At 47.3% G+C, this 14381-nt stretch carries 15 protein-coding genes; 13 read left to right on the top strand and 2 right to left on the bottom strand.

The window, feature by feature from the left end:
* Nucleotides 1-67: 67 nt before the first annotated feature.
* From nosZ (GSQ66_RS07070) to GSQ66_RS07010, 13 genes are all read left to right on the top strand, one after another.
* Nucleotides 68-2056, top strand: a complete 1989-nt coding sequence (nosZ, locus tag GSQ66_RS07070; protein ID WP_394351437.1) for a Sec-dependent nitrous-oxide reductase — start codon at nucleotides 68-70, stop codon at nucleotides 2054-2056.
* A 204-nt stretch (nucleotides 2057-2260) separates the two neighbouring features.
* Nucleotides 2261-2872 (top strand): hypothetical protein, encoded by a 612-nt coding sequence (locus GSQ66_RS07065; RefSeq protein WP_162426822.1) that lies wholly within the window; start codon nucleotides 2261-2263, stop codon nucleotides 2870-2872.
* A complete protein-coding gene (locus GSQ66_RS07060; protein WP_162426821.1) occupies nucleotides 2869-3333 on the top strand; it encodes a nitrous oxide reductase accessory protein NosL in 465 nt (154 codons plus the stop codon). The genes GSQ66_RS07065 and GSQ66_RS07060 overlap by 4 nt, the downstream gene beginning before the upstream one ends.
* Nucleotides 3317-4612 carry a nitrous oxide reductase family maturation protein NosD gene (locus tag GSQ66_RS07055; RefSeq protein WP_162426820.1) on the top strand — a complete coding sequence of 432 codons (1296 nt, stop codon included), beginning with the start codon at nucleotides 3317-3319 and terminating at the stop codon, nucleotides 4610-4612. The genes GSQ66_RS07060 and GSQ66_RS07055 overlap by 17 nt, the downstream gene beginning before the upstream one ends.
* Nucleotides 4575-5282 carry an ABC transporter ATP-binding protein gene (locus GSQ66_RS07050; RefSeq protein ID WP_162426819.1) on the top strand — a complete coding sequence of 236 codons (708 nt, stop codon included), beginning with the start codon at nucleotides 4575-4577 and terminating at the stop codon, nucleotides 5280-5282. The genes GSQ66_RS07055 and GSQ66_RS07050 overlap by 38 nt, the downstream gene beginning before the upstream one ends.
* 3 nt (nucleotides 5283-5285) lie before the next feature.
* On the top strand, nucleotides 5286-6053 hold the full coding sequence (locus tag GSQ66_RS07045) for an ABC transporter permease subunit (protein WP_162426818.1): 768 nt from the start codon (nucleotides 5286-5288) through the stop codon (nucleotides 6051-6053).
* Nucleotides 6054-6247: 194 nt separating this feature from the next.
* On the top strand, nucleotides 6248-6784 hold the full coding sequence (locus GSQ66_RS07040; protein ID WP_238395851.1) for a c-type cytochrome: 537 nt from the start codon (nucleotides 6248-6250) through the stop codon (nucleotides 6782-6784).
* Between the two features lie 27 nt (nucleotides 6785-6811).
* Complete coding sequence (gene nosZ, locus GSQ66_RS07035) at nucleotides 6812-8866, top strand: Sec-dependent nitrous-oxide reductase (protein WP_162426817.1); 2055 nt, start codon at nucleotides 6812-6814, stop codon at nucleotides 8864-8866.
* Nucleotides 8867-8948: 82 nt separating this feature from the next.
* The gene (locus GSQ66_RS07030) at nucleotides 8949-9548 is read left to right on the top strand and encodes a hypothetical protein (RefSeq protein ID WP_162426816.1); all 600 of its coding nucleotides are present in this window, start codon (nucleotides 8949-8951) and stop codon (nucleotides 9546-9548) included.
* A complete protein-coding gene (locus tag GSQ66_RS07025; protein WP_162426815.1) occupies nucleotides 9545-10006 on the top strand; it encodes a nitrous oxide reductase accessory protein NosL in 462 nt (153 codons plus the stop codon). Before GSQ66_RS07030 ends, GSQ66_RS07025 begins: the two co-directional genes overlap by 4 nt.
* Entirely contained in the window at nucleotides 9990-11315 is a 1326-nt protein-coding gene (locus GSQ66_RS07020; protein ID WP_162426814.1) for a nitrous oxide reductase family maturation protein NosD, read from the top strand. The genes GSQ66_RS07025 and GSQ66_RS07020 overlap by 17 nt, the downstream gene beginning before the upstream one ends.
* Entirely contained in the window at nucleotides 11248-11961 is a 714-nt protein-coding gene (locus tag GSQ66_RS07015; protein ID WP_162426813.1) for an ABC transporter ATP-binding protein, read from the top strand. The genes GSQ66_RS07020 and GSQ66_RS07015 overlap by 68 nt, the downstream gene beginning before the upstream one ends.
* A complete protein-coding gene (locus tag GSQ66_RS07010) occupies nucleotides 11958-12725 on the top strand; it encodes an ABC transporter permease subunit (RefSeq protein WP_162426812.1) in 768 nt (255 codons plus the stop codon). The genes GSQ66_RS07015 and GSQ66_RS07010 overlap by 4 nt, the downstream gene beginning before the upstream one ends.
* A gap of 71 nt (nucleotides 12726-12796) precedes the next feature.
* Here the strand turns inward: GSQ66_RS07010 and GSQ66_RS07005 are convergent, their stop codons facing one another.
* Entirely contained in the window at nucleotides 12797-13051 is a 255-nt protein-coding gene (locus tag GSQ66_RS07005) for a hypothetical protein (protein ID WP_162426811.1), read from the bottom strand.
* Between the two features lie 83 nt (nucleotides 13052-13134).
* The gene (locus tag GSQ66_RS07000) at nucleotides 13135-14331 is read right to left on the bottom strand and encodes a proline dehydrogenase family protein (RefSeq protein WP_162426810.1); all 1197 of its coding nucleotides are present in this window, start codon (nucleotides 14329-14331) and stop codon (nucleotides 13135-13137) included.
* Between the last annotated feature and the right edge of the window lie 50 nt (nucleotides 14332-14381).

The following is a 14381-nucleotide window of genomic DNA, read 5'->3' as shown; positions in this document are numbered from 1 at the left end:
AACCATAATTAAGATGGATACTTCAATTTTTAAATTGAAAAAACTAGTACCAAAAGCTGCCCTGCTAATGGCGGTTGCAGCTGGTACTATGCTACAGGGATGTAGCAAAACAGAAGGTGGTGCCAGCGGATCATCCGAAGCAGTTTCTTCTGATGCAGCACAAGCAGTGTATGTAGCGCCAGGCAAGCACGATGAACTTTATTCTTTCCTGTCAGGCGGCTTTAACGGACAGGTTTCTGTCTATGGTCTTCCTTCCGGTCGCTTGCTGAAAATCATCCCTGTTTTCTCTCAGTTCCCTGAGAACGGCTATGGCTACAGCGAAGAGTCTAAGGCGATGTTGATGACTTCTCATGGTTTTGTGCCTTGGGACGACTTGCACCACCCGAAACTATCCCGTACGGATGGCCAGACAGACGGACGCTGGTTGTTCGTGAACGGTAACAACACGCCACGTGTAGCCCGCATCGACCTGAAAACGTTTGAAACAGTTGAGGTGATGGAGCTTCCGAACTCTGCAGGTAACCACTGCTCTCCATACCCAACCAACAACAACGAGTACGTAATTGCCGGTACACGTTTCTCTGTTCCGCTGGATATGAAAGGTGGTACAGGCGACGTGAGCCTGGACAAGTATGAAGAAGAATTCCGCGGTTCCATCTCCTTTATTAAAGTAGACCCTGAGAAAGGCGACATGGACCTGGATTTCCAGATCCTGGTTCCTGGTTTCGACTACGACTTAGCGAACGGTGGCAAAGGCCCTTCTGAAGACTGGGTATTCTTTACAACTTACAACTCTGAAAAAGCCGGTACTTTAAAAGAAGTAGGTGCCTCTCAGAACGACAGAGACTACCTGGCAGCCGTGAACTGGAAATTAGCAGCTAAATATGCCAAAGAAGGCAAAGCGCGCGAAATGCCGGCTAACTACTACCACAATAAAATGGATGAGAACTCACACGTAGCAAAATCTACTGTGAAGAAGAAAGTGCGTTACCTGTTACCAGAAGAGTGCCCAGGTATGATGTATCTGTTGCCAGCTCCTAAATCACCACACGGTATCGACGTAGACCCAAGCGGTGAGTACATGGTAGTGAGTGGTAAGCTTGCTTCAGCTATTCCGGTGTTCTCTTTTGCTAAAATGCAGGATGCCATTAAAAACAAACAGTTTGACGGCGAGAAAAACGGTATTCCGGTGCTGAAGTACGAGTCTGTACTGAAAGGTGAAGTGAAAGAGCCGGGCTTAGGACCATTGCACACTGAGTTCGATGGTAAAGGCAACGCTTATACTTCTATGTTCGTGTCTTCCGAGATTGTGAAATGGAAGTTAAATGATCTTCAGGTTGTAGACAGAATGCCGGTTTATTACTCAGTTGGTCACTTAATGATCCCGGGTGGTGATACAAAAGAGCCGCATGGCAAGTACCTGGTAGCAATGAACAAAATTACAAAAGACCGCTACCTGCCAACTGGCCCTGAACTGGCACACTCTGCACAGCTGATCGATATCTCCGGTGAGAAAATGAAGATGCTGCTTGACTTCCCGACTGTAGCCGAACCGCACTATGCACAAGCTATAGTTGCCAGCAAAGTAGCACCAAACAGCACCAAGTTCTACAAGCTGGATGAGAACAAACACCCGCATGCTGTGAAGAAAGAAGCAGAAGTAAGTGTTACCCGCGAAAGCAAGAACAGAGTGCGCGTGAAAATGACAGCTATCCGAAGCCACATGACCCCGGACAACATTGAGGGCATACAGGTAGGAGATACAGTTTACTTCCACGTGACTAACCTGGAGCAGGACTGGGATGTGCCGCACGGATTTGCCGTGATGGGTGCTAATAACGCCGAAACGCTGATCATGCCAGGCGCGACACAAACCCTAAAATGGGTAGCTAAGAAAGCCGGTGTGTTCCCGTTCTACTGCACAGACTTCTGCTCTGCGCTGCACCAGGAAATGCAAGGCTACATCCGGGTATCTCCAAAAGGATCCAACGTACCGATCAAGTTCTCGACCGGTAAAAAGAAACAAAACATACCAGGAGTAGCATCAACAAAATAGTGCTTTAACTGGGGAAATCAGCGGAGGTTGCCCAGCGTAACCTCCGCTGAATTTTTAATAAGAGTTGCGAATTTACTTCAGTGTTGCAGGAGCATCATCCTGAATTCTCGGTTGACTTAGAGACGGGGATGGTTAAGAGCTGAAGCGAACAGAATATAAGCTCCTTCCGCAGCCCATTTTTTAATCATCTTAAACTAAAAAAGGATGAAAGCTTATCAAAAAATACTGATGATTGTGGCATCACTGTCTCTTGGCCTCCTGTTTGTCTTTCCGATGTGGAAGATATACCTGAAGGCCCCACAATACCCTGAAGGACTGGAACTGCATATCTGGGTAAATAAGCTTGGAGGCAGCTCTGAAGGTGTACTTCAAAACTTCAATATCCTGAACCACTATATCGGTATGAAACCGATCCACGCGGAGTCTTTTGCCGAACTGCAGTTTATGCCTTACATCGTGATCGCGTTTATGGTTACGGGTGTACTGGTTGGCCTGCTTGGCAAACGAAAGCTGGTGCTGGGCTGGACGGGTTTGCTGATGACAGCCGGTGCTGCCGGTATACTTGACTTTTATCTGTGGCTGGTAAACTTCGGTACAAACCTGGATCCGATGGCTGCCATTAAAGTGCCGGGCATGACCTATATTCCGCCACTGCTGGGAAATAAACAACTGCTTAACTTCGAGGCCTTGTCACTGCCGGCTTTGGGTAGCCTTGTAATCTTTATGGCTATAACAATTGCCGGTTTGTCTTACTTTTTCAGTCTCCGCAACCAAACGATAGATGCCGTTCATAAAAATAGGAAAGTAGTAGCATGAAAAGCATAAAACTATACCTCTGCAGCCTGTCGATGGCACTTATGGTGCTGTCGGGGTGTGCTGTGGAGCCACAAACTATACCGTATGGCCAGGCCAACTGCGCCCACTGCAACATGACCGTAGCCGATAACCGCTATGGCGCTGAGATGGTGAACGACAAAGGCAAACCATACTTTTTTGACTCGGCAGAATGCCTGATAGCTTATGTAAACGAGCAACCGGAACAGGGCGAAAAAGCCGCTTACCTGCTGGTATCAGACTTTACAAAACCTGGTGAACTTATTGCTGCACGCAACGCTGCTTTTTTACAGGCCAAAGCGCTGCCAAGCCCGATGGGCATGTACCTTACCGCAGTAGCCGATAACGCTGCTGCCACACAAATGCAACAGGAGTATGGCGGCCGCCTACTAACCTGGGAAGAAGCGGCACAAGCCGTTAGAAATAATGAAAGACCTGAATAAACTATATTATATACTGTGCATGTTGGTGCTACTGCTGACGGCAAATGTTGCTTTCGGCAGTACACTTAAAGTGTGCAAAACCTGTGACTATACTTCGGTAAAACAGGCGGTAAAGCAGGCGAAGCCAGGCGAAACTGTCCTGATAGAGAACGGCGTGTACCAGGAATATGGAATTGAAATAACTAAACCCTTAACTATACTGGGCCGCAATAACCCGGTAATAGACGGAAACTATAAAGGGCAGATCTTTACGGTATTATCAGATAATGTAACAATAGAAGGACTGACCATCAAAAATATAGCCACCAGTTACCGCCACGACGATGCTGCCATACGGGTAGTGGAACGCAGTAATGTCCGAATTCTGAACAATACTATTCTGAACACTTTTTTCGGTATTTACCTGCAGTACTCTGATAACTGTGTGGTAAAAGGAAATGTGGTAACAGGTAAAGATGTAACCGGCCTGAACGAGTCGGCCTTGGGCAATGCCATACACCTGTGGTACTGCGATAATGTAGCGATAAGTAATAACAAAGTAAAAGGCCATCGCGACGGTATCTACCTGGAGTTTGTGAAGGACAGTGAAGTAAAGAATAACCTGAGCCAGCATAACCTGCGCTATGGCCTGCACTTCATGTTCTCAGACCGGAACGTGTACACGCACAATATTTTCCGTCAGAACGGGGCAGGCGTGGCTGTAATGTATACCCGCGACATACGCATGGAGCACAACACCTTTGAAAATAACTGGGGTGCAGCGGCTTATGGTTTGCTATTGAAAGACATCACTAACAGTGTGATCCATAACAATACGTTTCGGCGCAATACTACAGGTATTTACATGGAAAGCTCTAACCGGCTCGACATACAGCGCAACAACTTCGACCATAATGGTTGGGCAGTACGCCTGCTCAGCAGTTGCTCTGACGATGTGTTTAAATGGAACAACTTTACCGGGAACTCTTTTGATGTAAGCACCAACGGAGATTCGAAGCTTAACCATTTCGAAAACAACTACTGGGACAAATATAGTGGCTACGATCTGAATAAAGACCGGATAGGTGATGTGCCGTATCGCCCGGTAAGCTTATACTCGATGCTGGTAGAGCGCGTGCCGCCTTCTGTTATGTTTATGCGCAGCTTTATGGTTGATATGTTAGATAATATCGAAAAAGTGCTGCCAAGCTTTATACCTGAGAACCTGGTAGATGAACAACCCTTAATGAGCAAAATAGATCATGATAACGATAGAAAACTTGCGCAAATCCTACGGTAAGCTGCAGGTACTGAAAGACGTAAATGTAAGTTTTGAGGCCGGTAAAGTAATATCAGTTATTGGGCCGAACGGTTCCGGTAAAACAACAATGAGCAAGTGCATACTTGGCATGGCCTTGCCCGACAGCGGCGACATAAAGATCAATGGTGAAAGCATACTTGGGAAACACGCTTACCGCAGCCAGATCGGGTACATGCCCCAGATAGGAAAGTATCCGGAAAATATGAAGATCCGGCAGGTAATCGAGATGATCCGTGACATTCGAAAAGATGTAGTAACCGTGGATGAAGAACTGATCGGTTTGTACCGGCTGCAGGAAATGTACGATAAACGTATGGGCTCCCTGTCAGGGGGCACCAAACAGAAGGTAAGTGCTGCGCTGGCTTTTATGTTTGACCCGAAGATACTGATACTGGATGAGCCCACCGCCGGCCTGGACCCGATCTCGGCAGAAATTCTGAAGTGCAAGATACTGAAGGAGAAAAAACGCGGCAAGCTTATCCTGATCACCTCGCACATCATGAGCGAGATAGAAGAGGTGGCCGACGAAGTGATGTGCCTGGTAGATGGTAACGTGAAATTCCACGACACTATTACGGATATTAAAGCGCAGGCAAACGAGGCACGCCTGAGTAAAGCGATCGCTAAAATTATGAACGGGGAGGACTAAGCCATGGGAAAGATCATAAAATACGTTTTCTACGATATCATCCGGAACAAGATTGTGCTGGCTTATACCTTGTTTCTGCTGCTGCTTTCTATCGGTCTGTTTAACCTGGGAGGCAGCCCGGACAAAGCCATACTTAGTCTGCTGAATCTGGTGCTGCTGACAGTGCCGTTGATAAGCATTGTTTTTGCCACCACCCATTTTTATAATTCTTATGAATTTATAGAACTGCTGGTAGCACAGCCGATCACCCGTAAAAAAATATTCATGAGTGAGTATCTGGGCGTGGCCGGGTCGCTGTCCGGGGCATTTATAATTGGCGTGGGGGCGCCGGTACTGCTTTTCGGTGCCAGCCTTACAGGAGTTTACCTGCTGCTCACAGGCTTGTTCATTACATTCATTTTTGTAGCGCTTGCTTTCCTGGCTTCTGTTATTACCCGCGATAAAGCTAAAGGAATTGGTATTGCGCTGATGCTGTGGTTTTACTTTGCCCTTATCTACGACGGGATTGTGTTGTTCATACTATACGCTTTCGCCGATTATCCTTTAGAGAACGCAACCTTAGCCATGACTGCCCTGAACCCGGTAGACCTTGGCAGGATAATCGTGTTACTGAACCTGGATGTTTCGGCGCTGATGGGCTATACCGGTGCATTATATAAAAGTATACTGGGTAGCTTGTGGGGAATAGGCTTGGCCTTTGGTTTGCTGCTGCTCTGGGTACTGGTGCCGATCCTGAGTTCCAGAAGTATTTTCGGCAGAAGGGATCTGTAACGATAAGCAGTTTTAGCTATAGATAAGTAATTATTTGGTGTTTTGTTTTTTGGAGCGCTGGCCGGGATGCCAGCGCTTTTTTTGCTATACTACGCTCATCCTTAGCAGAGTAAATATTAGAAAATCAAACTGTAAAGGTTATTGCCCGTAAATAAAGCCCATAACACATAGGCTCACACCAAATGAACAAAATTATGAAAATGACACATGAAGAATTACGAGGTCTTTTCCTGAGACCTTCGCGTATGGCAGTAATGGCTATTTTTTGTGGTACCATTCTCTGGGGTTGCGGTTCCGGCGAGAATGAGAATAAAGGTGCCGATGCGAAGGAAGAACCAGGCCTTGCACAAAACGATGCTGACCAGACAGTAGGTGAAGAGATTGAAGATAATGGAATGGGTATTGGGCCGGTTAAAACAGTTGAAGTAGGAGATAAAATTGATGAAGCCCTTGCTGCTGAAGGCAAGAACATTTTCGAAGCCAAATGTACTGCCTGTCATCAGCTGACCGATCAGAAAGTAGTAGGGCCTGGCCTTGCAGGAGTTACAGAGCGCCGCAAGCCGGAGTGGATCATGAACATGATCATAAACCCTGAGGAAATGACCAAGAAAGATCCGGAAGCAAAAAAACTGCTGGCTGAGCACCTGACACAGATGACCAACCAGGATATCTCAGAAAAAGATGCCAGGGCTATATTAGAATACCTGAGGCAGAATGACCTGAAAAAATAAAGCATTTCTGAACAATTTTAATGAACTATGGGGAAATTGTTAGGTAAACTGAAAACGATAGCATCGGATGTTGGTCTGCCACTGGCACTTATATCTGGTCTGTTTTTGCAAAGCTGCAGTGAGAGCAACAGGAGCACTGCCAAAACGGAAAGTGTAGACGAAGATGTAGCCAAAGCTGTATATGTAGCTCCTGGTAAACACGACGAGCTTTACTCATTCCTGTCTGGAGGCTTTAACGGGCAGGTGTCTGTTTACGGCATTCCGTCAGGAAGATTGCTGAAGGTGATTCCGGTGTTCTCACAGTTCCCGGAAAACGGTTACGGTTACAACGAAGAAACCAGACCGATGCTGATGACATCGCATGGCTTTGTGCCCTGGGATGACCTGCACCACCCGAAACTTTCGAGAGCGGAAGGTATGGCGGATGGCCGCTGGCTGTTCGTGAACGGTAACAACACTCCACGTGTAGCCCGAATAGACCTGACTACTTTTGAAACGGTTGAGATCATGGAAATACCGAACTCGGCTGGTAACCACTGCTCTCCATACCCAACCAACAACAACGAGTATATTCTGGCTGGTACCCGCTTCTCAGTTCCCCTGGATCTGGCGAAAGGTGGAATGGGAGATGCAAGCCTGGAAGAGTATAAAGATAAATTCAGAGGCTCCATTTCATTCATAAAAGTGGATAAGGATAAAGGTGATATGGAGCTGGATTTCCAGGTGCTGGTACCGGGTTTTGACTACGACCTTGCCAACGGTGGAAAAGGACCTTCCGGAGATTGGGTTTTCTTTACAACCTATAACACTGAGAAAGCCAGAACCATGAAGGAACTGGGGGCATCGCAGAACGATAAAGACTACCTGGCAGCCATTAACTGGAAACTGGCCGCTAAATACGCTGCCGAAGGGAAAGCACATGAGATGCCGGCCAACTACTACCACAACAAACTGGACCACGGTACGCACAAAGCAACTTCAACTATAAAGAAGAAAGTGCGTTACCTGCTGCCGGAAGAATGTCCGGGCATGATGTACCTGTTGCCAGCGCCTAAATCACCACACGGAATCGACGTAGACCCGACAGGAGAATACATGGTTGTGAACGGTAAACTGGCTTCAACATTACCAGTGTTCTCGTTCTCTAAAATGCAGAAAGCCATTGAAGACAAAGCCTTTGACGGTGAAGTGAACGGTATACCTGTGTTTAAGTATGATGCCGTTTTATATGGCGAAGTAAAAGAACCGGGCTTAGGACCGTTGCACACCGAATTCGATGGCAAAGGCAATGCTTATTCTACTATGTTCGTGTCATCGGAAGTAGTAAAATGGAACGTGAAGGATCTGAAAGTTTTGGACAGGATGCCGGTATACTACTCACCAGGTCACTTGATGATTCCGGGTGGTGATACCAAGGAGCCTTACGGCAAATACCTGGTTGTCATGAACAAGATCACCAAAGATCGTTACCTGCCAACCGGTCCTGAACTGGTACACTCTGCTCAGCTGATCGATATATCCGGTGATAAAATGCGTATGCTGCTCGATTTCCCGACACTGGCAGAGCCGCACTATGCACAGGGTATACCAGCCGATAAAGTGGCACCAAACAGTGTGAAATTCTTTAAACTGGATGAAAATACACACCCTGAAGCTGTGAAGAAAGAAGCTGATGCCAGCGTAACGCGACAGGGTAAAACCGTGAAGGTAAACATGACTTCCATCCGAAGCCATTTTGTGCCGGATAACATTGAAGGGGTGCAGGTTGGAGATACAGTGATCTTCCACGTAACCAACCTGGAGCAGGACTGGGACGTGCCGCACGGATTTGCCGTGATGGGTGCCGACAATGCTGAGACACTGATTATGCCTGGAGCTACGCAGTCGCTGCGTTGGGTGCCGAAACAGGCGGGTGTTTATCCGTTTTACTGTACCGATTTCTGCTCGGCACTACACCAGGAAATGCAGGGCTACATACGGGTATCACCGAAAGGATCAAATGTACCGATCAAGTTCTCGAGTGGGGAGAAAAAACCGGTACCGCCCCCTAACGGAGGCCCAGCCAGTGCTGGTATAAACTAAACATATGCTAACAGAGCAAAGCAGCGGAGTTTGCGGGTAGCAGGCTCCGCTGCTTTTTATTGCTTTACTAAACTATAGCACCATGAATAAGTTAAGCAGATTACTGATGTTTCTGGCTGCATTATCTCTGGGTTTGCTGTTCCTCTCCCCGATGTGGAAGATCTATCTGAAAGCGCCACAATATCCCGAAGGGCTGGAGATGCACATCTGGGTAAATAAAATATCGGGCAGCTCCGAGAGCGTTCTGCAGAACTTTAACATCCTGAACCACTACATTGGCATGGAGCCGATCCATGCGGAGTCTTTTGCAGAACTTAAGATAATGCCCTACATTGTTTTTGCCTTCATGATAACAGGTGCTATAGTTGCGCTGGTGGGTAAACGGAGACTGATTTTATACTGGGGTGTATTACTGCTGATCGGTGGTGCTGTGGGCATACTGGATTTTTACCTGTGGCTGGTGAAGTTTGGTACAAACCTGAGTCCGGAAGCGCCCATTAAAGTGCCGGGCATGACCTATATTCCGCCGCTTCTGGGCCGGAAGCAATTACTCAATTTCGAAGCACTCTCGCTGCCATCTACCGGTAGCCTGGGTATTTTACTGGCGCTTGTATTTGCAGCCATAGCCTATTATGTAAGTCGTAAAAATAAATTAGAAGAACAGACCCTGATAACTACATGAAACCCTTAAAAAGCCTTGTAAGCTTTATGCTTATAGTTGCGCTGCTAACTGCCTGCTCAATAGAGCCCAAACCCATCCCTTACGGCGAAGCCAACTGTGCCCACTGCAACATGACCGTGGCCGATAACCGCTTCGGCGCCGAACTGGTGAACGACAAAGGGAAAACCGTTTATTTTGATTCGGCGGAGTGCCTGGCCGCTTTTGTGAACGAGCAGCCGGAACAGGGAAACAATGCCGCCTACCTGATGGTTACAGACTATACCAACCCCAACCAGCTTATAAATGCCCGGGAAGCCCATTTTCTGCAGAGCCGGGAGTTGCCAAGCCCGATGGGAATGTTTCTGACAGCATTCACTGATAAGGGAACTGCACAAAAGATGCAACAGGAGCGTGGCGGCCGCCTGCTTAACTGGGATGAGGTAGTTTTAGCTATACAGAAAAATGAAAAACCCGAATAGATTAATCTTTATACTGGCACACATCCTGGCCTTGTTACTCTATGGTCAGACTGCGTTTAGCGCCACCCTGAAAGTTTGCAAATCCTGCCCCTATACTTCGGTGAAACAGGCTGTGCAAAAAGCCAAACCCGGCGATACCGTATTGATAGACGGAGGTACCTACCAGGAAGCCGGTATCGAAATAAACAAACCGCTCCGCCTGATCGGGCAGAACAACCCGGTGATCGACAGCAACTATAAAGGTCAGATCCTGACGATTACCGTCGACGATGTAACTATAGAGGGGCTTACACTCAAAAACATTGCTACCAGCTATATCCGCGATGATGCTGCCATTCGTGTTTTCCGGGCCAGCAACGTCCGTATTCTCAACAACACCATCCTGAACACCTATTATGGTATTTACCTGCAGAACTCAGAGAAGATAACTATAAAGGATAATGTGGTAAAAGGGGAGAATACCGGTAAAACAGAATCGGCGCTGGGCAATGCCATCCATTTATACTATACCGATGAAGTGGAAATAAGCGGCAACAATGTGCAGGGCCACCGCGACGGCATTTACCTGGAAGTGGTGAAGAACAGCAAGGTACACCGCAACACAAGCCGTAACAACCAGCGCTATGGGATGCACTTTATGTTCTCCAACGGCAATACCTATACCTATAATGTTTTCCGGCATAACGGGGCCGGTGTGGCCGTAATGTATACCGATGATGTGCGGATGGAACACAATACCTTTGAAGATAACTGGGGCGCGGCAGCCTATGGTTTACTGCTAAAAGACATCCGCGACAGCGTGATCCGGAACAACATCTTCCGGCGAAATACCACTGCCATTTACATGGAAAGCTCCAGCCGTCTGGATATAAAGAACAATGATTTTGAGCGCAACGGCTGGGCCATAAAACTAATGACAACCTGCATGGACGATACCTTCCGGCTGAATAATTTTACCGGCAACTCCTTTGATGTAAGCACAAACGGTACCAGCCAGCTAAACCACTTTGAGAACAACTACTGGGAGAAATATACCGGTTACGATCTGGATAAAAACGGCGTGGGCGATGTGCCGTACAGGCCGGTTAGCTTGTATGCCATGCTGGTAGAACGCGTGCCGCCTTCTGTTATGTTTATGCGTAGTTTTATGGTGGATCTGATGGATAACATGGAGAAAGTGTTGCCAAGCATTATACCGGAAAACCTGGTAGATGAAAAACCCTTGATGAAGAGAATTAAACATGATAACGATAAAGAATTTGCACAAGTCCTACGGCAAACTACAGGTGCTGCGGGACGTGAGCGTTGAGTTTGGTGCCGGGAAAGTCGTGTCTATTATCGGACCAAACGGAGCGGGTAAAACCACTTTGAGCAAGTGCATACTGGGCATGGTATTACCCGACAGCGGCGACATACAAATAAATGGCCAGAGTGTGCTTAAAAAGTATGCCTACCGCAGCCAGATCGGGTACATGCCCCAGATTGGCAAATACCCCGAAAACATGAAGATCCGGCAGGTGATTGAAATGATCCTCGACATCCGTAAAAAAGAAAAGAGCGTGGATGAGGAACTGATAGGGCTTTATGCGCTGGAAGAGATCTATGACAAACGCATGGGCGCTTTATCAGGTGGTACCAAGCAGAAAGTGAGCGCGGCGCTGGCTTTCCTGTTCGATCCGCCCGTTCTGATACTTGACGAGCCCACTGCCGGCCTGGACCCTATTGCCGCCGAAATTCTGAAAGCCAAGATACTGAAGGAAAAGAAGCGGGGTAAACTGATACTCATCACATCGCACATCATGAGCGAGATAGAAGAAGTGGCCGACGAAGTGCTGTGCCTGGTAGATGGAAGTATCAAGTTCTATGAATCTATAGTTGACCTGAAAGTGCATACGCAGGAAGACCGGCTGAGCCGCGCTGTTGCCAAAATCATGAACGAAGGATATCACCCATGAACAAGATCATCAAATACGTATTGCTCGACATCGTTAAAAGCAGGATCATCATAGCTTATACTTTGTTTCTGCTGCTGCTCTCGATCGGGTTGTTTAACCTGGGTGGCAGCCCTGATAAAGGCATTCTGAGTCTGCTAAACCTGGTACTGCTAACCGTGCCGCTGATAAGCATTGTTTTTGCCACCACCCACTTTTATAACTCCTATGAGTTTATAGAACTGTTGGTAGCGCAGCCTATCAACCGCACAAAGATATTCATGAGCGAGTATTTAGGTGTGGCATTCTCGCTTTCGGCTGCTTTTATAGTTGGTGTAGGCATTCCGGTCATCATCTTCAGTCCAGGGCTAACGGGTTTATACTTAGTGCTTACAGGTGTGTTTATCACCTTCATCTTCGTGGCCATGGCTTTTCTGGCATCGGTGATCACCAGAGATAAAGCCAAAGGCATTGGTATTGCGCTGCTGTTGTGGTTCTACTTTGCCCTGATCTACGATGGTATTGTACTGTTCATCCTATATGCTTTCGGCGATTATCCGCTGGAGTATGCCACACTGGCTATGACGGCACTGAACCCGATCGATCTGGGTCGGATTATAGTGCTGCTGAACCTGGATGTGTCGGCATTGATGGGCTATACCGGTGCGTTGTATAAAAGTATTTTCGGGAGCGTATTGGGAATTGCCGCCGCCTTTGGATTGCTGCTGCTCTGGGCACTTATTCCGGTGCTGACCTCCAGGCGTATATTCTCCAGGAGAGACCTGTAGCAAACTATAGTTTGCTTTAAAAGAACAGGAGCGCAAGGTTATTACCTTGCGCTCCTGTTTTGCTTTACTTGCTATTGTTTCTGTTGTTTTTGCTGACGCTGGTGTTCTTCAGTTGCTGAAGAAAGAGTATCTACTTCCAGGCGGCCGGTATCTTCCAGGCCTTCCAGTTGCGGGCTTATTTCTTTGCCGGATCCGATCTCTACATCGTTATCACCTGCTGTTTCTTCAGTCCTGGTTGCTTCGGTGTCCGATTCTTTATTCGTCGTGTTCGTATCGTTGCAGGCAAACGCAAAAAATCCTAAACCTATTATCAATGTCTTTCTCATAGCTTAAGTAGTTGGTAAACTATAAAAACGAGCTGTAGGTCAGTGGGTTACAGATATTGGTAAGATTGCCACAAGCCAGTAAACTATAGTTGGCGGCGTTTTAATTCATCCTGCAACATTTCCAGTTCCCGGCTCATCTGTCCTGCAATAGAAGTGTTTTCTTCAGCCCTGCGGATAAGATAAGGAATGGCTGTAGCTACATCGCCATACGGCAGGTACTTAGAGGCATTAAAGCCGGCATCTGCCAGGTTAAACGTCAGGTTGTCGCTCATGCCGTATAGTTGCGAGAAATGGATGTGTTGCTGATGATTTCCGATCTTATCGTTTAGGATGCGCTGCGTTAAATACGTGGTGCTGAATTCGTTGTGCGTGGCAGCGCAAAGTTCGGCACGGTCCAGGTTTTCGAGGCAAATATCGATGGCCTGGTTAAAGCTCTTATCGGTGTCCGCTTTTACGGTAAATACCGGGCAGCTATAGTTGTAGGTGCGGGCACGTTCCTGCTCTTTCTCCAGGTAAGCTCCCCGCACTATTTTTATACCGGCTATTACGCCGGCATCTTTGCAGCGTTCTATGCAGGCTTTCAGGTAGACAACGCGGTCTACCCGGTACATTTGCAGGGTGTTAAATATCACCGCCCGGCTGGTGTTGTAAGCAAACATCATCTTCTCAGCCAGTTCATCCATCGGGTCCTGCATCCAGCTTTCTTCGGCATCAATATACAAGGTCAGGTTAGCTGCTGATACAGCTTTGCAGACAGCATCCAGGCGGTTTTCCGTTCTTTCATAGGCCTGTGTTTCCTGTTCCGTTAGTGGCTTCTTTTCATGCAGTTTCTGGAAGATATCCTTGTGGCCAATACCTGTTAGCTTAATGCTGAGGTAAGAAAAGGACTTCATTTTATTAGCCAGCGCAATGTTGCCAAGGATCTCATCCCGGACCATATCAAAGCCAGCTTCATCGGTCTGCGCTTCGGCGGCATAATCCAGTACGGTGTGCACCTTTGCAGCTGCCAGCCGTGCAACTATAGTTTGCGCCTCGTGCACGGTTTCTCCACCGCAAAAGTGCTTGTAAATTGTTTTCCGGATCAGACCTTTAACAGGTAAGCCAAGTTTAAGCGCCATGTTGGTAGCAACACCGCCTATCTTCACCAATGCAGGTTTGCCCATCATGGTAAAGAGGAAGTTGGCCAGTTTAAGTTCTGAATCGGTTTTAGTACTGAACGCTACCTGCATGTTGTTGGCATTGAAGGCGTGCGTGGTTTTTTGAGCGACACTATTATTCATGGTTGAAAAAGCTATAGTTGTTTTTACCTGGTTCTGGGCCGGGAGCATCT

Source organism: Pontibacter pudoricolor (assembly GCF_010092985.1).
Lineage (GTDB): Bacteria > Bacteroidota > Bacteroidia > Cytophagales > Hymenobacteraceae > Pontibacter > Pontibacter pudoricolor.
The sequence above is the reverse complement of the archived record's forward strand: the minus strand, read 5'-3'. Positions and strand labels throughout refer to the sequence as shown.